Consider the following 18,202-nt stretch of genomic DNA (forward strand, 5'->3'; position numbering starts at 1 on the left):
CTCTGCGGCACCGGAAGTGAGGGCAGGATGACCCGGGTGCCGACCCATGCTCCCTCGACCTCCGCTCACCCGCCCGAACTGCGCCTGGGCTGGGACGACCCGCACCACGACCACGTCGCGGCGGCGGGCCTGGCGCAGATGGCGGCTCGGCTGCCCGCCACGATCGCCGCCGCCGCCCGGTTGAGCTGGGCCGCCGACCGGTGGGCGGTCCTCCAACTGCTGGTGGCCCAGCTCCTCGCGGCCGTCGCCGCCGCGGTGGTCCTGGCCGCGACCGCCCAGGTGATCGGAGCCCTGGTCGGGCAGGGCCAGGCCACCGAGCGGCTGCACGCCGCGGTGCCGGCGCTGCTCCTCGCGGCGGGGGCGGCCGCGACCCGGGCGGCGTCGGACGCGGTCTCCCAGTACGCGGCGGTGAAACTGGGGCCGGAGGTGACCGCCCTCGCCGAGGAACGCATCCTCGCCAAGACCCCTGAGGTCGAGCTGACCGCGTACGACCAACCGGAGTTCAACGACTCGCTCCAGGCCGCCGGGCTGGGGGCGATGGCCACGCAGGATCTGATCGCCGACGCGCAGCAATTGATCTCCGCTGTGGCGCAGTTGACGGCCGCGGCGACCGTCCTCACCCTGCTGAACCCCCTGTTGCTGCCGCTGCTGGTCCTCGCGATGCTTCCCAAGGGGGCCGCCGCTCTGGGCGCAGCCCGTATCGCCCACCGCACCGCCCACACCACCCTCGCCGACAACCGGCTGCGCTACATCCTGCGCCAGCACAGCACGGACCGCCGGACGGCCGCCGAAGTCAGGGCCGGCACCATGGCCGCGTTCCTGCGCCAGTGGTACGGCCAAGTCGCCACGCGGATCAGAACCAGGCACCGGGCGGCCGCGCCCAGGGTGCTGCTGGTGACACTCGGCGGAGCGGCCGGGACCGGCGTCATGCTCACCCTCACCTGGCTCACCGTCGGGATGCTGGCGATGAACGGTACGATCGCCCTCGCGGTCGCCGTCACGGCCGTGGTCGCGGTCCGCTCCTCCACCGGCGCGCTCAACTCGATGGTGGTGGCGGGCGCCCGGCTGTTCCGCACCTCGCTCCACCTCCAGGACTGGCGGGACTTCCTGGCTCTCGCCGACACCCTGCGCGCCACGCGCGGCCCGCTGGCGATCGACTCGGCAGGGCCCCGGGAGATCCGCGCCCACCGGGTGTCCTACCGCCACCCCGGCAGCCGTGCGGACGACTTCGCCGTACGCGACGTCAGCCTCACCCTGCGCAGCGGTGAAGTCGTAGCCCTGGTGGGTGAGAACGGTTCCGGCAAGACGACTCTCGCCCACCTCCTCACCGGCCTCTACCTGCCCACGCACGGCACGGTCAGCTGGGACGGCATCGATCTGGCCGAGGCGGACCCGCACTCGGTCTGGTCGCGCGTCGGCCTGGTGCCCCAGGACTACACCAAGTGGCCGATGGCCGCGAGGGAGAACATCACGCTCGGCCAGGCCCGCGGCGGGGACGGCCTCGTGCACGCCGCCGCCCGCGAGGCCGGCGCGGACAGCGTGCTGGCCGGACTGCCGAACGGTCTCGACACGCTGCTCGCCAAGTCGTTCTGGGGCGGGCACGATCTGTCGGGCGGCCAGTGGCAGCGCCTCGCCGTCGCCCGCGCCTGCTACCGGGAGGCCGGCCTCCTGGTCCTCGACGAGCCCACTTCCGCGATGGATCCGCGCGCCGAGCACCGGGTGATCAGCCGGTTCAAGGCGCTGGCCAAAGGCCGGGCCGCGGTGTTCGTCACGCACAACCTCACCAACACCCGCGTCGCCGACCGGATCGTGGTGCTGGCCGGGGGCCGCATCGCGGAGGAGGGGACGTTCGACGAACTTCTCGCCCGGGGCGAGCTGTTCGCGGAACTGCACAAGCTGTCACAGGATCGGTGACCGGTTGCCCGACCACGGAGGTGCTGTGAAGTGACGAACGGTGAGCGGCGCAACCAGACGGTGGCCTTCATCTGCGGGGCCGGGCACTCCGGCACCACGCTGCTCGGGCTGATGCTGGGTGTGCATCCGGCGGTCTGCTTTGCCGGCGAGGCGTGGAACAGCACCCGCCTCGGCACCATCGACGCACACGGGCGGACCGTGGGTTGCAACTTCTGCGCCGACAGGTGCCCCGTGTGGGGCAGCCCGCTGCCGAGCACCGGCCCCGACCTCTATGAGGTGCTGGCCAGGCGGTGCGGCCGGCCCGTCGTCGTGGACTCCACGAAAGCGGTCGGCTGGATCGATCAGCAGGTGGCACTGCTGCCCGGTACCGTCGACCGTCATCTGGTGGTGCTGGCCCGTGACGGCCGGGCGGTGGTCAACTCGCTCCTGCGCAAGTACCCAGACGCCCATCCCGCGGAACTGGCCTCGGAGTGGGTCGCACAGATCCGCCGGACAGAGGATCTCGCGGCCCGCTGGCCCGGCACCGTCAGCCGGTTGCACTACGAGGACATCGCCGCCCGCCCCGAAGACGCCCTGCCGCACCTGAGCGCGACGCTGGGCCTCTCCTTCCTTCCCGCGATGCTCGACCCTTGGGGCAGCGTCCAGCATCCGTTGGGCGGCAACGAAGGGACTCAGCACATCGTGGCGCGGGAACGCGCCGCGCGTACCACGGGAGGGGCCGTCGCCGTGGACCGCACCAAACGCGCCTACTACCTCGACCACCCACCCGCGATCGTGCTGGACCTGCGCTGGCGCGAGGAGATGTCCGAGCGCGCCCTGCGCGCCTTCGACGCCATCGCGGGCGAGACCAACGCGCCCTATGCGCGGTGACCCCTGTCGGGCCTCAGGCTTCTTCTGCCCTGCTTTCTTCCGCCCTGCTTTCTTCCGCGTCCGGCCTGCTGTCTTCCAACCCGCCTTCTTCCAGCCTGCGCAGGCAGTCGTCCGCCCGCTCCCTTCGTTCGGCGAGGGCCAGCTCCCACCACGCCGTGCCGCGTTCCCCAAGGCCCGTCTTCGCGAGCTGCACGCGCGCCCGGGCCGCCTTGCGCGCGGCTTCGTCGTCGCGAGCGTGGGCGACTGCCCGGCGGGCCGCCATCAGGTGATGGACCAGCCGCTCCTTCACGTTCTCGGCCAGGTCGGGGTCGGTGGCCCGCCAGCGTCGCCCTTTGACGATGATGAAGTGGCCGTCTTCGGTGTGTTCAACCTTTTCTGCCATCACGTGGGCATCATGCCCCGGCGGCGTTCCGGAGCGGCTCACCCCGTGGTACTGCGGGACCTGTCGCGCGCGGTGTCCGCCATGCGCCGGGCATCGCGTTCGGGGCGCAGGAGCCACAGCGCCAGCAGCCCGGTGAGGCCGAGCAGGGCGGAAGTGAGCAGGAAGGCGGCGCGGTAGCCGGCGGCGACCGAGTCCGCGGTGTCGACGACCCGCCCGACCGCCCAGGGGGACAGGGCTCCGGCGAGGGCGTAGACGAAGGCGAGCGCACCGAGCACCACTCCGCGCCGGGACGCCGGGGCGATGCGGGCGCACGCGGTCTGGGACACCGTCATGATGACGTTGGCCAGCGCCATCGGGCCGAGCATCAACAACACCTTGAGCCATACGGCGTCGGTCAGGGCGAACACGCCCACGGCGACCGCCGCCAGGCACATCAGGGCGCCCGTACCCGCCCCGCTCGGCGGATTCGGCCGGCGCCGGGCCAGCAGCCCGTGCCCCACGAGCACCACACCGTTGGCGAGCGCGGCGCCGGTCACCAGGATGCCGGCCTGGTGCAGACTCAGTCCGGTGACCGACTCCAGGTAGTCCGGCATCCACGTCAGATTGGCACTGAGCATCCAGTAGGCGGCGAACGCGCCGAGCGCGGCGCTGAGCCAGGTGCCCGAGAGCAGGATGCGGCGGTAGGGCACCGACTCCTCAGCAGCCCCGCCCTCCTCGGCCCGGCGGGCGTACGGGCCCTCGGCCCCGCGCAGCGCCCAGTAGGCCGCCCACGCCAGACCCACAAGGCCGACCGCGCCGAACGCCCAACGCCAGCCGAAGTGGTCGATCACGAGCGTGAGCGTGGGGGCCGCGACGGCGACTCCGGCCGCGGCGCCGGTCAGCAGCACCGCGGTCGGCAGGGTGCGCTCCCGCTGCTCGAACCAGCCGTGCAGATGATGGGTCGCGACCGGCATGGCAGGGCCTTCGGCCGCGCCGAGCAGCACCCGCGTGGCCACCAGGGTGCCGAAGCCGGCGGCCGTCCACAGCATCGGCAGCTGAGCGGCCGACCACAGCAGCGCCATCGCCAGCAGCAACACCGTCGTCCGGACCGTGCGGGTCAAGTACGACACCGCAAGGGCGGAGACGCTGAACAGCGCGAAGAACGCCGCCGAGGCGGTGCCGAACTCCTCCCGGGTCAGGCCGAGGTCGTCCATGATCGGGTTCGCGGCCAGCCCCAGCACGGTCTTGTCGGCGAAGTTGACCAGCATGAAGACCAGGAGCGCCCATGTGGTCCGCCAACCGGAGCTGTGCTGTGTCATACCGGAGCTGTGTCGGGTGAGCGGGGGCATGCGGCTCCTTCAGGGGTTCGCTTCTCCGGTGTGGCGCCGATCTTGCAGGCAGGGGAGAGGTGGTGACACCCATCGGGATCACAATCGTGCGTGCCAGGTACTGTGACGGATCACAATCGTCGGCGAGGTGGACCATGACACAGCAAGAGGACCCGGCGGACGACCGGACGGGGACGGCCGGTCTTTCACCGGCCGCCCTGGCGCTCGCCGCCCGCTGTGAACCCCGAGTCAATGAACTGGCCCGGCGCATGGCTCGCGGAGTCTTCGAGCAGCTGCACGGATACGCCGATCTGCCCGCCGACGTCAAAGACGTGGAGATCGCGGCGACGGCCCGGCACGCGATGCGTTTGTTCCTGCGCGGCGCCACCGGGGGAGCGGCTGCGGACCCGCTGGAGTACTTCCAGGAGCGTGCCGCCCAGCGCGCCGAGGAAGGCATGCCGCTGCACCTGCTGCTGCGCACCTATGGCCTGGGCGTACGGGAGCTGTGGCGGGTGCTGCGGGAAACCGCGGCCGCCGAAGAGCGGGACGCCCTCGCCGAGTTGGCCGAGGCGCTGTTCACCGCGGAGGACCGGATCGTGGGCGCGGTGACCGAGAGCTACCTCGACGAGCAGGCCGCCCTCGTCGCGGAACGCCAGGAGCAGCGCCGCTCCCGGGCCCGTGCCCTGCTGGAGGGCGGCGTGGACCCGAGGGGACCCTCGGCGGATGGGCCCACCCTCGTGCTGTACGTGGGGTTCACGGACCCGGCCCCACCGGGCGAGCGGTCGCCGGTGGCCGCTCGGCGCCTGCTGCGCCGCGTGCAGACCGCACTCGACCGTGCGTTCGGCACCGAAACCCTCGCCTTGCTGGACGGCGGTGGCGGCCATGTCGTCATCCGCGGCTGCAGTGAAGTGCCCGCCAGGCTCTTGGAGGCGCTGCGCGAGGCGGCGGGCTCGGAGACGCGGCTGGCCTGCGCGAGGGCGCGGTCGGCGGAGCACATTCCGGAGATCGGCCGGCAGGTCGCCGAGGTGGTCCGGGTGGCCAGGGCCTGCGGCCACCCGCCCGGTCTGCATCGCCTCGACGACGTCCTGCTGGAGTACCACCTGTCACGCCCGAGTGACGCGAGCGACCGGATCGCCGCACTCCTCGCCCCGCTGGACGGCCGGCCCGAACTCGTCCAGACCCTCCGCATCCACCTGCGACAGCGCCAGGACCGCCGGGCCACCGCCCGTGTCCTGAGCCTCCACCCCAACTCCGTGGACAACCGGCTCACGCGGATCCAGGAACTGACCGGCCTCGACCTCGGCTCACCACGGGACGCGGCGCTGGCCCTCGCCGCCCTGTCGGTACGAGCCGTCGACGCCGCGGCGGACACCGCTACGGGGTGACGATGGCGAAATCGGGATCCGGCGCGTCGAGGAGCCCGCTGAACGTCACCAGCGCCCGGGCGTCACCGTCGAGCGCGACCCCGCCGCCCGCGATCTCGTCGGCGAACGTCGCACGTCCTCCCAGGATCGCGTCGAGGGTGGTGCGCGCCAACCGGAGGGTGGCGACGGGCCGTTCACCGAGCGGAGCGTCACCGCGCATCGGGGTCAGCGCCCCGTTGGACAGCAATAGTGTCCAGTGCTCGCCGGTGTCGGTGAACTCCCAGCGCAGCACCAGCCGCCCGGCCTCGGCGGCGCGCGGACCGTTGAGCCGTACGGCCATCGACTGGAAGATCTGCTCGGCGGTGAGCGCGGCCAGGATGTCCGGCGCCGACCGGGTCGGGGTGCCGTGGACACCGTCGCGCAGCTCGGCGGCGCCCATGAGGTAGAAGTTGCGCCACGGGCCGCACTCGGAGCCTTGGCCGAGCCGCTCGAACGTCCGGATCTGCAGAGCACGCGCCTCGACATGGCCGGGCTCGGCGAACAGGACGTGGCCGAGCACCTCCGCGACCCACCGCAGATCACCCGCGTCGTACGACGCGCGGGCCTTGGCGACCACCGCGTCGGCGCCGCCCATGAACTCCAGGTACCTGCGGGCGGCCTCGGCCGGTGGATGCTGCCAGAGATGGGCCGGATTGCCGTCGAACCACCCCATGTACCGCTGGTAGACCCCCTTGGCGTTGTGGCTGAGCGAACCGTAGTAGCCGCGCGCGTGCCAGGCCCGTTCGAGCCCGGGCGGGAAGCGCAGCACCTCGGCGATCTCCGCACCGGTGTACCCGGCGTTGATCAGCCGCACGGACTGGTCGTGCAGGAAGGCGTAGGCGTCGCGCTGTTCCTCCAGGAACCGGATGGCGCGGTCCTGGCCCCAGGTCGGCCAGTGATGGGAGCCGAAGACGACATCGGTGCCGTCGGAGAACAGCCGTATCGTCTCGGTCAGATACCGGGCCCACGCGCTCGGATCACGGACCAGGGCCCCGCGCAGGGTGAGGACGTTGTGCAGGGTGTGGCAGGCGTTCTCGGCGGCACAGAGGACCCGCAGCTCCGGGAAGTGGAAGTTCATCTCCGACGGCGCCTCGGTGCCGGGCGTGAGCTGGAAGATGATCCGTACGCCGTCGACCGTCTCCTCCTGCCCCGTGCGCGTCACGTCCAGGGTCGGCGCGAGCAGACCGACGCTGCCGGTCGACGTGGTCTGCCCGAGCCCGCAACCGATCTGCCCCGCGGGCCCCTTCGGCAGCGACGCCCCGTACATGTAGCTCGCACGACGCGCCATCGCCGTACCCGTGAAGACGTTCTCGCTCGCCGCGTGTTCCAGGAACCCGGAGGGCGCGATGACCGGCACCCGCCCGGCCGCCACCTCGGCCGCGTCGACGACGCCGCGTACCCCGCCGAAGTGGTCGACGTGCGAATGCGTGTAGATCACCGCGGTCACCGGCCGCTCACCGCGATGCTCGCGGTACAGCGCGAGCGCGACGGCCGCGACTTCCGAGCTGATCAGCGGGTCCACGACGATGACGCCGCGCTCGCCCTCCACGAAGGAGATGTTCGACAGATCGAGGCCGCGCACCTGATAGATGCCGGGCACCACCTCGTACAGCCCCTGCCGCGCCACCAGCCGGCTCTGCCGCCACAGTGACGGGTCTGCCGTGGCCGGACAGTCACCGTCCAGGAAGCCGTACGCATCCGCGTCCCACACCACGGTCCCGTCCGTGTCCGTCACCGTACCGGGCTCGAGCCGGCCGAGGAGACCGCGGTCCGCATCGGCGAAGTCTTGATCGTCGTCCCAGGCCAGGCCGCTGCCCGTGGGCTCTCGCACGCTGTCGCTCATGGCCACCGATCCTCACAAACCAGCGCCGGGAGCGCCTGATGAGGCATCACAGACGAACAGGTGACCCGTCACACCGGGATCGCGCCGCCGCTTCGTCAGTGGCTTCCCGCGAGTCCCCGGCCGAGGCCGCCGGACAGCAGCGGCCGCAGGGCCGCCTGCGCCCGTTCGAAGTAGCCGGGGACCTTCGCCGCGCTCTGGGCGTACCGGACGGCGTTCGCCAACTGCGCGGCCTCCGCCGCGGCCGCGGCCTCGGCGGCCCCTGCGGCTCCCGCGGCCCCTGTGGTCTCGGCGGCCGCCGCCGCGAGCGGCACCGCCGTGGGCCAGGCCAGCACCACGAACGTGACGAGCAGGGCCGCGCCGAGGCCGATGGCGAGCCACTTCTTCAGCTCCCTGCTGTCGGCGGTGTTGACGTCCCAGTACTGCTGCATCGCGGGCAGCAGCACGAGCTGATGCTGGTTCTCCAGTTCGCGCAGGCGGCGGGCGACCCTTTTGAGTACCTCGAGGGGAGCGCCCTGCGGCAGGGGCGTGGTGTGGATCTCGTACAGCACCAGGCCGTCCTTGCCGACGCCGTCGGGACGGAACGTGGGTTTGTATCAGATCCACTCGTACTTGACGTTCCCGGGCGCCCCGGTGGGGGACTGGGTGGGGACGAGCGGGTAGTACAGCTCGTTCCAGTACGGCCGCCAGGTCGAGCGGCGCACCTCGATCCGCGTCGGGGCGCCGATGCTCACCCGCCCGGCGCGCTGCAGGGTGAGCATCTCTTTCAGGGCCGGGTCGATGACGTAGCGTCTCAGGGTGTTCATCTTGTGCTGGAGGTCCTCGACCTCGGCGGCGTCGGCCTCGTCGACCGTGGTCACCTCGACGAGTTCGAGGAGCATGGTCGTCCCCTCGGTCCGGGCGCCGAGCATGTCCGAACGCAGCTGCCGGCCGGAGGTCTGTGTCCGGATGTCGCGCTTCAGGGCGGCGCGGCCGAATACGTTGCGGTACTCCGCGAGGATCCACTTGGCGAGGATCTCCGTCGCACCGCGGAAACGCTTGGTGTTGAGGTAGCTGATCTCGCTGACTCCGCGGTGAGCGCCTCCAGATACCGGCGCATGGCGTCGGTGTTTCCGTTGCCGTCCGCACCGACCTTCCGGGTCGGCAACGAGCAGTAGGAGTCCAGGAGCGGGATGTCCGCCATGGTGCTCCGCTATCCGTTCTCGGCGAAGTCGGAGCCGACCTCGATGTCGAGGCCGCTGCACGGCGTGTACTCGAACCAGGTGCCGACGAGATTCCCCTCCGCGTCGGTGGAGATGTCCAGCCCTTCGTCCGTGCCGCCCGCCGACGAGTCCGCGCCCTGGCTGGTGACCACGAACGGCGCGGTGCGCCCAGGGTTCTGGTAGAGATACGGCCGACCCCACGGGTCGGTGAGGACCAGATTCGGGCGGCTGTCGAGCAGTACGCGCAGACCCTGCCGGGTCGTGGGGTAGTACTCCGGCTCGATCGGCGCGCCGCGCCACGCGGGGTCGACCCGCTGCTTCGCCTTCTCGGCGTACTTCTCCAGGGCCTCCACGATGGCTTCGATGTCGCGCCATGCCCGCTGCTGGTTCACCGTCAGGAGGGGGCGGGCCCGGGCGGCGATGTCGGGGTTGGCGGGCGGAATGCCCGGGTAGTTCGTCCGCGCGTACGCCTGGATCTCCTCGGCGATGGACATGTACGGCGGGTCCTGGGGGTCCGGCGAACCGTCGCCGTCGATGCGGCCCGTGGACATCAGCCGGGAGAACGCGCGCTCGAACCCCGGCCGGACGGGCAGCACCACGCGTGCGGCGCCCGCCCGCAGGAATTCGCGGCGCAGCGGGTCGGGGTGCCACAGCAGCCGCTTCGTCTTGGCCAGTTTCTCCGACCCCCAGAAGTACGGGTAGAAGAAATAGAGGACGTTCTCCCATTCGACTGCCTGGTGCAGGAACTTGACGAACTCGCCGAACTTCCGGATCTTCAGCCAGGACTCGGCGGTGACGGGAAGGGTGGAGGGGTCGATGTCGTCGGTCCAGGTGGGGGTGCCGCTGGTGCCGAGGGCCGCGAGCACCGCGTCGATCTCGTCGGGCGCCGTGTCGAAGTCGGTGCCGAAGAGCCACTGCAAGGACCGCTTCATCGCTCCTCGCGCTCGGCGCGGCGCAGTGTGAGGGTGTCGTCGCGATTCAGCTCCGCGAGGAGTTGTTCGCGGCGGTCCCGCACCCGCTGCTGGAGCGTGTAGTACTGCTGCTCGGCGGCCATCGCCGCGGTGTTCAGCGCATGACGAACCGCCTGGCTGGAGCGTCACAGGGTCCGCTGTCCCGCGAACTGCCGCGTCGGGAAGCGAAGGAGAAAGCGATGAAGAAGCCGTCGATGCGGCACGCTAGCAGCTCCGGCCAGTTGCTTTCGTCACCCTGGCGAGTGACACTTTCCGGCCGCCGAGGGGGCGCGCCTCCCCCCTGGGCGCGCACCGGGGAGACCAGAAGCGACTGAGCCTCCCCGAGGACATCAGGAGCGTTACCCCGTCGGGCCCGGTGCCTTCGCGTACTCGTCTGCCATGCCTCCCGCGAAGTCGTACAGGACGACCGGTTCCTCGCCGAGGACCCAGGCGTCGTGACCGGGCGAGCACACGAAGACATCGCCCGGTCCGACTTCGCTTTCGCCTCCATCGTCCATCCGAATGCGCATGCGACCCTGGACGACGTAACCGTTGTGGTGGACCTGGCAACTGTTGGTCCCCGCGATCGGGGCCACGGACTCGGACCAGCGCCAGCCGGGCTCGAAGGTGCCCACGGCGAAATCCAGTCCTGTGAGATGGACGGCTTCGAGGTGACCGTGGGGGAAATCTCGCCGCTCGTCCGGCTTCTCGACCGTCTTGACCTCCATCATGACGACTTCCTCCGTCCGGGCCGTGCCTGTGCCGTGGAGTCAGTCGTCGCCGCCGCGGGGTCCACGGTCGACGTCACCGGCCGACCCCTTACTTCCATCGTCTGCCTGTCAACCGGGGGACGCCAACTCGAGTCTCGCCGGGTTGGCATCCGTCGGATCAAGGACCGGTCTGCCGGTCCTGCGTGAGAGCCTTGACCACGGCTCGGGCGACGAGGCTGGTGCGTTCCTCGGTCCAGTACGCGGGCTCCTCGACGGTGGAGGCGAAGTAGCCCCGGGTCACCAGGAAGAGGACGTCGGCGGCGACTTGGGGGTCGGGGAGGCCGGCCGCGACGGCGGCGTCGGTGAATTCCTGGCGTGACTCGTGCGGCTCTCGGGCGTCGACTCCGCTGGGGTCGGTGCGCGCGGACGCCAGCATCTCGAGCCACAGGGAGCGCAGCAGGAGATCGTCCGCGTCGGTGCTGAGGTTCCACTCGACCATGGCGCGCAGCCGCTCGGCTCCGACCAGTTCCCCGATGCGGTCCTCCAGTTCGGAGTGCCAGCGGGATTCGGCGGCGCGGACGGCGTTGGTGATCAGGGCCGTGCGCGTCGGCACGTAGTTGGTGACCATGGCGGTGGAGCCGCCGAGCTCCTTCGCGACCGCCCTGATGGTGATCGCGCGCGCTCCCTCGCGGGCGGCGACCGCGAGGGTGGCCTTGGCGATCTCTTTGCGGCGCTGGACTTCGTCGACGTCGATCGGCATGGAGGCAACCTAGCTGAGGGGGAGGGGTTGACGTTTCTCGCAGTTAAATGCAACGTTGTTATATCACGGCGTTTTCTCAAGGTTGTCTCTGCCTGGAGGGCTTCATGAGCCTTGCCTTCGAGCGTGTCACGCCACAACCGGTCCCTCCTCAGGCCCAGCAGCACATGGTGCGCATGCGGGACGGGGTGTTACTGGCGACGGATGTCTACGGCGCGGACGCCGTGGACGAGCCGGCACCCGCTGTCCTCGTCCGCCTTCCGTACGACAAGAACAGCCGGTATGTGTTCTTCGAAAAGGTCGCCGAGCGGTTCACCGCACGCGGTTACGTGATGGTGGTCCAGGACGTGCGGGGCAAGTTCCGCTCGCAGGGCTACACCCTGGGCTGGACCGGCGAGGTGGACGACGGCTTCGACACCATCGAGTGGGTCACGCGCCAACCCTGGTCCGACGGCGTGGTCGGGATGTTCGGCGACTCGTACTACGGATTCACCCAGTGGTCCGCCGTCTCCAGCCAGCACCCCGCCCTGCGGGCGATCGTGCCCCGGGTGACGTGCACGACCAATGCCCCGGGCGTCGCGAGCTACGACGCCGGAGCCGGCCGGCAACCGCTGTGGCTCGAGGGCGCCGACTACCAGGCCCACGTCTGGATCGACAACGACAGCTACGACTTCGCCGCCGACCTCACCAAACGCCCGCTGATCGCTGCCTACGAAGAGGCGTTCAAGGCCATAGGGAGACGGTCGGCGGGCTTCGACCTCATCGTGGGCGGCATCCGGCTGCCCGCGTACAACGGCCCCCATCCCTACGACGCCCGGCCGGTCCCGGTGCTGCACTGCGTGGGCTGGTTCGACAACCTCGGCACCGCGCACATGCGCGACTACGGCGAACTGGCCCGACGGCCGGGCTGGGCCGCGGTGCAGTACCTGATCGCCGACACGACCGACCACGAGAACTACTCCCTCGAGAACGCCCCCACCACCGCGGACACCGACCACCTGCTCAATGAGGCGGCCTTGGACCGCATGCTGGCGGCGTACACCGGGCCGGCGCTGGAGTTCTTCGACGTCTTCCTCAAAGGCGCCTCCCCGCCCGAAACCCTCCCTCGGGTCCGCTGGAAGCTCGCGCACGCGGGCTGGCGGACATCCACGCGCTGGCCCCCACCCCAGGCGACACGAATGGAGCTCCACCTGACCGAGTGCGGCGGCGCCCTCGGCCCGGTTCCCGGCGGCCGGCTCTCCACCGCGCCGCCCGTCACAGAGGAGACGGTGTCCTGGCGTTACGACCCGGACGACCTCGTGCCGTCGGCGACCACGGACACCTTCACGCTGCTGCGCGATCACCCCGACGAGCGGCACACGGCGGACAGGGACGACGTCCTCGTCTTCACCACGGACGCCACTGAAACGCCCCTCGACCTCGCCGGCCCCCTCCGGGTGATCCTGCACGCCGAGAGCACGGCGCCGACCTTCGACGTCTTCGTGCGGCTGCTCGACCTCGCCCCGGACGGCACGGCACGTCTGATCGTCCGCGGCTGCGCCCAGGCCGACGCACCCGGCGAGCTGGACATCGCCCTGGGCCACACCGGCTATCGCGTACGCCCCGGCCACCGCCTCGCGCTGACGATCGCGGGCAGTGACTTCCCCCATCACCTGCCGAATTCCGGGACCCACGAGGACCCTTGGCTCACCACCGCCCCCAAGGCGAGCCTCCAGACCCTGACGACCGGATCGGATCACCGCGCGCGGCTGCACCTCACCGTCCTGCCACCGAGCCCGGCAGGTGACCCACGATGACACTCCGCTTCGCGGCCACACGCCTGACCGCCCTGCTCGTGACCGTGCTCGTCTCCAGCCTGGCCATCTACGGGGCGCTCTTCCTGACACCCGGCGACCCCGCCACCCTGCTCGTCGGCGGCAGCCGTGACCCCGACCCGGCCGTACTGGCGCAGATCCACCGCGAGTACCACCTGGACGACCCGTTCCTCCAGGGTTATTGGCACTGGCTCAGCGGCTGCCTCCAGGGTGACTTCGGGCAGTCACTGGTCTACCGCGACGCGGTCGCCCAGCTGATCGGTGACCGAGTGGGCAACACCGTCGCCCTGGTGATCTACGCCGCCGTACTCGTGCTGGCCGTCGGTACTTTCACAGGGACCCTGGCGGCCCTGCGCGGGGGACGCGTCGAGACGCTGACCACCACGCTGACGGCCGGCGCCATGGCCATACCCACCTTCGTCATGTCGGTCCTGCTCATCTGGCTGTTCGGCGTCCAACTGCCCTGGTTCCCCGTGTACGGCAGCGGTGAGGGCTTCACCGGCATGCTCTCCCACCTGACACTGCCGGCCATAGCGCTCGCCATGACGTGGATCGGATACGTCGCCCAGGTCACGCGGACCGCCGTCCGCGCGGAGCTGCGCTCGGAGCACGTGGAGACCGCCCGCAGCCGCGGCGTGCCCGAGAGGATCGTGATCCGGCGGCACGTACTGCACAACGCCTCCGGGCCCGTCTTCGCGGTCTCCGGCGTCGGCATCGCGGGGCTCATCGCCACCGTGGCCATCGCCGAGCAGGCGTTCGGAACCGGTGGCCTCGGAGCTCTCATGATCGAGTCGGCGTCCAAGCAGGACATGGCCGTCGTGCAGGCGGTGTCCCTGATCTTCGTCGTCGCTTTCGTCGTCATCAACACCGTTGTCGACCTGGTCAGCGCCGCGCTCGATCCCCGGGCCGTGCGGAAGGGGACCTCATGACCAGCACTCTCCTGAGCCGTGGCGCGAAGACGACGCCCACCACGGCCCGGTCGGGGCGGCGGTACGACGGAATCACCCTGGCAGCGGGCTGCGTCGTCGCCTTCTTCGTCCTGCTGGCCGTCCTGGGACCGCTGATCGCCCCCCACGCCCCGAACGCCGTGGACCCCCTCGACGTGAACGCCGGGCCGAGCCCCGCCCACTTGCTGGGCACCGACGACACCGGACGCGACATCCTGTCCCGTCTCATCTGCGGCGCCCGCGCCAGCCTCGCGGCCCCCGCGATCGTCATCCTCGTCTCCACGACCGTCGGCACCCTGCTCGCCCTGGCCGCGGCCTGGACCGGAGGCTGGCTCGACCGCCTCGTCACCGGCGCGCTGGACGTCGTCTTCGGCTTCCCCGGCCTGATCATGGCCGTCCTCGCCGCCGCTGTCTTCGGCACCGGGCTCACCGCCCCGATAGTGGCCCTGTCGATCGCGTATCTGCCTCTGATCACCAGGGTCGTCCGAGCAGCGGCCATCAAGGAACGCAACCTGCCCTACGTCCTGGCACTCCAGCTGCTCGGCGCCCCCACCACACGCATCTGGCTCCGGCACCTGCTGCCCAACCTCCTGCCCCTCGTCCTCGTCCAGGCCGCCATCGGCTTCGGCTACGCCCTGCTCGACGTGGCGGCCATCTCCTTCCTCGGGCTCGGCAGCCAGCCGCCGAGCCCCGAATGGGGCCTGATGGTGGCCAACGGCGCCCCCTCGATCCTCGCCGGACAACCGCAGCAGTCGCTGTACGCGGGCCTCGTCATCCTCGTCGTGGTGGTCGCGTGCAACCTGCTGGGAACCGGGCTGTCCCGACGCCTGCTCGGAGATCACGCATGACCTCACCACTGCTCGAGATCAACGGATTGCGCGTCCAACTGCCCCTCGACGGAACGATGAAGACAGCGGTGCACCGTGCCGACGTACGCCTGGCTGAAGGGGAGGCCCTGGCACTGGTCGGCGAGTCGGGATCCGGCAAGTCCCTCACCGCCCGCTCTGTGCTCCGCCTGCTGCCGCACGGAGCCCGGACGCACGGAGAGGTGCTGTTCGCGGGCGAATCCGTACCGGACATGAGCCGCGAGCGGCTTCGCCGGTTCCGCGCCTCCGAGGTCGCCATGGTCTTCCAGGACCCCCGCGCGCACATCAACCCCGCACGCAGCGTCGGTGACTTCCTGGTGGAGGGGCTGACGACCGCACGCGATGTCCGCACCGCCGACGCGGTCGCCAAGGTCACCGGCATCCTGCGGGAGGTCGGCATCGCCGATGCCGAACGGCGCATGAGGCAGCGCCCCCACGAGCTCTCCGGCGGTCTGCTCCAGCGGGTCATGATCGCCGCCGCGCTGGCCGCGGAACCACGGCTGCTGCTCGCCGACGAGCCCACCACCGCCCTCGATGTCACCACCCAGGAAGAGGTCATGGCGATCATCGGCGAGGCCGGTCGAGCCCGGGGCCTGGCCATGCTGTTCATCACCCATGACCTGGAACTGGCAGCGGCCGTGTGCGACCGCGTCGCCGTCATATACGCGGGTTCCACGGTGGAGGACCTCCCCTCCGCCCGGCTGCACCACGACGCGGCCCACCCTTATACGCGGGCGCTCCTCGCCTCCCGCCCTGCGGTCGGCGACACCGGCGCCGAACTGCACGCCATCGCCGGCCGGCCGCTGTCCGGCTTCGAGGTTCCCGACGGGTGCGCCTTCAGCGAGCGATGTCCGCGCGAGCAGGCCCTGTGCCGGACCGATCTCCCGGACCCGCGTCCCGTCGGCGGCTCCACCGCGGCCTGCCACTTTCCCCACACGCCGCCAGCCGAGGAGGCCGACCGCGATGCTTGAGGTGCGCGATCTGCGCAAGACGTACGGAGAGTTCGTTGCCGTCGACGGCGTCACGTTCCGCCTGCCGCCCCAGGGATCACTGGCCGTGGTCGGTGAGTCGGGCTCCGGCAAGACGACGACCGCACGCATGATCGCCGGGCTGGAGGCGCCCAGCACGGGCCATGTCGTCGTCGAAGGTGCCGAGCGCCGCCCCGGCCGAGCCCGACGGCACGAGCGGCGCGCCCGCGGCGGACAGATCCAGATGGTGTTCCAGGACCCCTACTCCTCGCTCGACCGAAGGCAGCGCGTACGGGACGCCGTCACCGAGGCCGTCCGACTCCACAGCCCTCTGCGCGGTGACGCCCTCACCGGCCGGGTGTCGGAGCTCCTGGACATGGTGGGACTGGGCGCCCGGCAGGCCGGCTCTCTGCCGAAGGCCCTGTCGGGCGGACAGCGCCAACGCGTCGCCATCGCGCGGGCTCTGGCCGCCGAACCGCGGGTGCTCATCCTCGACGAGGCCATCGCCGCGCTCGACGTGTCCATCCAGGCACAGATCCTGAACCTGCTCGCCCGGATCCGCGCGGACACCGGAACGGCGCTGCTGTTCATCACGCACGATCTCGGCGCCGTCCGCCACATCAGCGACGAGGTGCTGGTCATGCGGTCCGGCCGAGTGGTTGAGCACGGACCCGTGTCGGACGTCCTGGACCACCCGCAGGACGCGTACACGCGGCGCCTCATCGACTCCATCCCCAAGCCCGGGTGGAAACCGCGCAGGATGTCCCAGAAGCCCGTCACTTGAGCGGTGGAGCGGCATGGGGGCCCGAAAGGGCCCCCACACTGCGTCAGAGTGCCGGCCGCACACGAGGCGCGCGGGCCTCGATCGCGGACGCGGCGTCGAGCAGCAGGTTCTCGCGGAACCGGCCGCCGATCAGCTGCACCCCCGTGGGAAGGCCGTCCCGGACGCCCGTCGGGACGGACACGGCGGGAAATCCGAGCACCGGGACGGCCTGCATCGGCCACTGTGCCGCCAGCACCTCACGGATGCGGTCCGCGCCTGCCATGTCGGCGTCCTGCTCGAACGGGGGCTCTGCCGAGACGGGCGTCAGCAGGAGTCGTTCGTCGCCGAGGTAGCGCTGGAGGCGCGTGATGAGCGTGCCGCGCCGGGCGTAGCCCTTGATGTACGCCTCCAGCGACGGCCGTTCACCCCATATCTCGCCCGCTGCGGCGAACGACGCCGCGAGCGAGAGGCGTACCGCGTCGTCGCCGAAGCGCTCGATCTCCGGGAGCATGGTCCGCAACTCCTCGTAGAGCAGCAGCGACCAGAGCCGAGCGGCTTCGGCCAGCAGCGGCAGTTCCACCTCTTCCACCTCGTAACCGGCCTCGACGAGCCAGCCGGCGGCGCGGTCGATCGCGGATTCGACCGTCGGATGGGACGTGGCCAGGCCCACGTCGCGGACGATCGCGACCCTCATCGGGCGGGACCCGCCGAGCGGAGGGCGGACGGGCAGGCCGACCGGGTCCCGCAAGTCCGGGGTGATCATGGCGTCCAGGGCGAGACGGACGTCGTCGACCGTCCACCCCAGCGGTCCGTGGACCGCCATGGTCTGGAACGACAAGGGGGCGTCGAACTCCTCCTTCCCGCCCGGTTCGATCGCGGACACGAGCCCCGCGGTGGGCCGCAGGCCCACGACCCCGCAGCAGTAGGCGGGGAACCTGATGGAGCCGCCGATGTCGTTGCCCTGGGCGATCGGCACCATGCCGGCGGCGACCGCGGCGGCGGCACCGCCCGATGAACCGCCAGGGGTGTGGGCGTCGTGCCACGGGTTCAGCGTCCTGCCGTGCAGATCGTTGCTGGTGAACCAGCGCACGGCGAAGGCGGGGCTGTTGCTGCGGCCCATGAGGTTCGCGCCGGCGGCACGCAGCGCTGCCACGCACACGGCGTCTTCGGAGGCGACGGCGCCGGCCCATGCGACGACGCCGTGTGTGCTGGCGTATCCGCGCTGAGCGGTGTTGATCTTCGTGGATACCGGTACGCCGTGCAGGCTGCCCGGTGTGCCGCCCGAGGAGACGAGCTCGTCGGCCGCGGCGGCCTGGGCGAGTGCCTCTTCGGGGCGGACGTCGACGAGGGCGTTGACGGCCGGGTTGGTGTCCTGGACGCGGCGCAGAAAGGCCTGGGCGACGTCGACCGCGGAGAAATCCCTGTCCCTGATTCCGGCGGCGAGTTCCCCGGCCGAGCGGTCCCAGAGGGGCTTGTCGTCAGGCGTCTCGGTCATGGTTCCTCCTGGTG

18 protein-coding genes are annotated in these 18,202 nt (G+C 71.0%); 8 read left to right on the plus strand and 10 right to left on the minus strand.

From position 1 onward, the window contains the following. Positions 1 to 27: 27 nt before the first annotated feature. Positions 28 to 1,914, plus strand: a complete 1,887-nt coding sequence (locus ACZ56E_RS05550; RefSeq protein ID WP_471211312.1) for an ATP-binding cassette domain-containing protein — start codon at positions 28 to 30, stop codon at positions 1,912 to 1,914. A 30-nt stretch (positions 1,915 to 1,944) separates the two neighbouring features. Next, positions 1,945 to 2,784 carry a sulfotransferase family protein gene (locus tag ACZ56E_RS05555; RefSeq protein WP_471211314.1) on the plus strand — a complete coding sequence of 280 codons (840 nt, stop codon included), beginning with the start codon at positions 1,945 to 1,947 and terminating at the stop codon, positions 2,782 to 2,784. Between the two features lie 13 nt (positions 2,785 to 2,797). Here the strand turns inward: ACZ56E_RS05555 and ACZ56E_RS05560 are convergent, their stop codons facing one another. Both ACZ56E_RS05560 and ACZ56E_RS05565 read right to left on the minus strand, forming a co-directional pair. Next, positions 2,798 to 3,166, minus strand: a complete 369-nt coding sequence (locus ACZ56E_RS05560; protein WP_471211570.1) for a hypothetical protein — start codon at positions 3,164 to 3,166, stop codon at positions 2,798 to 2,800. Positions 3,167 to 3,204: 38 nt separating this feature from the next. Next, positions 3,205 to 4,464 (minus strand): MFS transporter, encoded by a 1,260-nt coding sequence (locus ACZ56E_RS05565; RefSeq protein WP_471211316.1) that lies wholly within the window; start codon positions 4,462 to 4,464, stop codon positions 3,205 to 3,207. A 164-nt stretch (positions 4,465 to 4,628) separates the two neighbouring features. Here ACZ56E_RS05565 and ACZ56E_RS05570 point away from each other — a divergent pair, with 164 nt between their 5' ends. Next, on the plus strand, positions 4,629 to 5,858 hold the full coding sequence (locus tag ACZ56E_RS05570; RefSeq protein WP_471211318.1) for a PucR family transcriptional regulator: 1,230 nt from the start codon (positions 4,629 to 4,631) through the stop codon (positions 5,856 to 5,858). On the opposite strand, the gene ACZ56E_RS05575 is transcribed toward ACZ56E_RS05570, so the two are convergent. From ACZ56E_RS05575 to ACZ56E_RS05605, 7 genes are all read right to left on the minus strand, one after another. Beyond that, positions 5,848 to 7,719, minus strand: a complete 1,872-nt coding sequence (locus ACZ56E_RS05575; protein ID WP_471211320.1) for an alkyl/aryl-sulfatase — start codon at positions 7,717 to 7,719, stop codon at positions 5,848 to 5,850. The two genes, ACZ56E_RS05570 and ACZ56E_RS05575, sit on opposite strands and share 11 nt — an antisense overlap. Positions 7,720 to 7,814: 95 nt before the next feature. Next, positions 7,815 to 8,267, minus strand: a complete 453-nt coding sequence (locus ACZ56E_RS05580; protein ID WP_471211322.1) for a hypothetical protein — start codon at positions 8,265 to 8,267, stop codon at positions 7,815 to 7,817. A gap of 45 nt (positions 8,268 to 8,312) precedes the next feature. Further along, positions 8,313 to 8,627 (minus strand): hypothetical protein, encoded by a 315-nt coding sequence (locus ACZ56E_RS05585; protein ID WP_471211325.1) that lies wholly within the window; start codon positions 8,625 to 8,627, stop codon positions 8,313 to 8,315. A gap of 281 nt (positions 8,628 to 8,908) precedes the next feature. Next, positions 8,909 to 9,850 (minus strand): type II secretion system protein GspG, encoded by a 942-nt coding sequence (locus tag ACZ56E_RS05590; RefSeq protein ID WP_471211328.1) that lies wholly within the window; start codon positions 9,848 to 9,850, stop codon positions 8,909 to 8,911. Further along, the gene (locus ACZ56E_RS05595; RefSeq protein ID WP_471211331.1) at positions 9,847 to 9,972 is read right to left on the minus strand and encodes a hypothetical protein; all 126 of its coding nucleotides are present in this window, start codon (positions 9,970 to 9,972) and stop codon (positions 9,847 to 9,849) included. Before ACZ56E_RS05595 ends, ACZ56E_RS05590 begins: the two co-directional genes overlap by 4 nt. Before the next feature lie 255 nt (positions 9,973 to 10,227). Then, positions 10,228 to 10,599, minus strand: coding sequence for a cupin domain-containing protein (locus ACZ56E_RS05600; protein WP_471211333.1), 372 nt, complete (start codon positions 10,597 to 10,599; stop codon positions 10,228 to 10,230). A gap of 157 nt (positions 10,600 to 10,756) precedes the next feature. Beyond that, positions 10,757 to 11,338, minus strand: coding sequence for a TetR/AcrR family transcriptional regulator (locus ACZ56E_RS05605; protein ID WP_471211335.1), 582 nt, complete (start codon positions 11,336 to 11,338; stop codon positions 10,757 to 10,759). Between the two features lie 104 nt (positions 11,339 to 11,442). On the opposite strand from ACZ56E_RS05605, the gene ACZ56E_RS05610 reads away from it, so the two are divergent. From ACZ56E_RS05610 to ACZ56E_RS05630, 5 genes are read left to right on the plus strand one after another with little or no spacing between them, the layout of a single operon-like run. Then, positions 11,443 to 13,131 (plus strand): CocE/NonD family hydrolase, encoded by a 1,689-nt coding sequence (locus tag ACZ56E_RS05610; protein WP_471211337.1) that lies wholly within the window; start codon positions 11,443 to 11,445, stop codon positions 13,129 to 13,131. Beyond that, positions 13,128 to 14,078 (plus strand): ABC transporter permease, encoded by a 951-nt coding sequence (locus ACZ56E_RS05615; protein WP_471211340.1) that lies wholly within the window; start codon positions 13,128 to 13,130, stop codon positions 14,076 to 14,078. Before ACZ56E_RS05610 ends, ACZ56E_RS05615 begins: the two co-directional genes overlap by 4 nt. Further along, positions 14,075 to 14,944 (plus strand): ABC transporter permease, encoded by an 870-nt coding sequence (locus ACZ56E_RS05620; RefSeq protein WP_471211341.1) that lies wholly within the window; start codon positions 14,075 to 14,077, stop codon positions 14,942 to 14,944. The genes ACZ56E_RS05615 and ACZ56E_RS05620 overlap by 4 nt, the downstream gene beginning before the upstream one ends. Continuing rightward, positions 14,941 to 15,933: an ABC transporter ATP-binding protein gene (locus ACZ56E_RS05625; protein WP_471211343.1), complete on the plus strand. Its 993-nt coding sequence runs from the start codon at positions 14,941 to 14,943 to the stop codon at positions 15,931 to 15,933. The genes ACZ56E_RS05620 and ACZ56E_RS05625 overlap by 4 nt, the downstream gene beginning before the upstream one ends. After that, positions 15,926 to 16,714, plus strand: coding sequence for an ABC transporter ATP-binding protein (locus ACZ56E_RS05630; RefSeq protein WP_471211346.1), 789 nt, complete (start codon positions 15,926 to 15,928; stop codon positions 16,712 to 16,714). Before ACZ56E_RS05625 ends, ACZ56E_RS05630 begins: the two co-directional genes overlap by 8 nt. Positions 16,715 to 16,757: 43 nt before the next feature. Here the strand turns inward: ACZ56E_RS05630 and ACZ56E_RS05635 are convergent, their stop codons facing one another. Then, positions 16,758 to 18,188: an amidase gene (locus ACZ56E_RS05635; RefSeq protein ID WP_471211348.1), complete on the minus strand. Its 1,431-nt coding sequence runs from the start codon at positions 18,186 to 18,188 to the stop codon at positions 16,758 to 16,760. Positions 18,189 to 18,202: the final 14 nt, after the last annotated feature.

It is taken from the genome of Streptomyces sp. NPDC039480 (genome assembly GCF_055597165.1).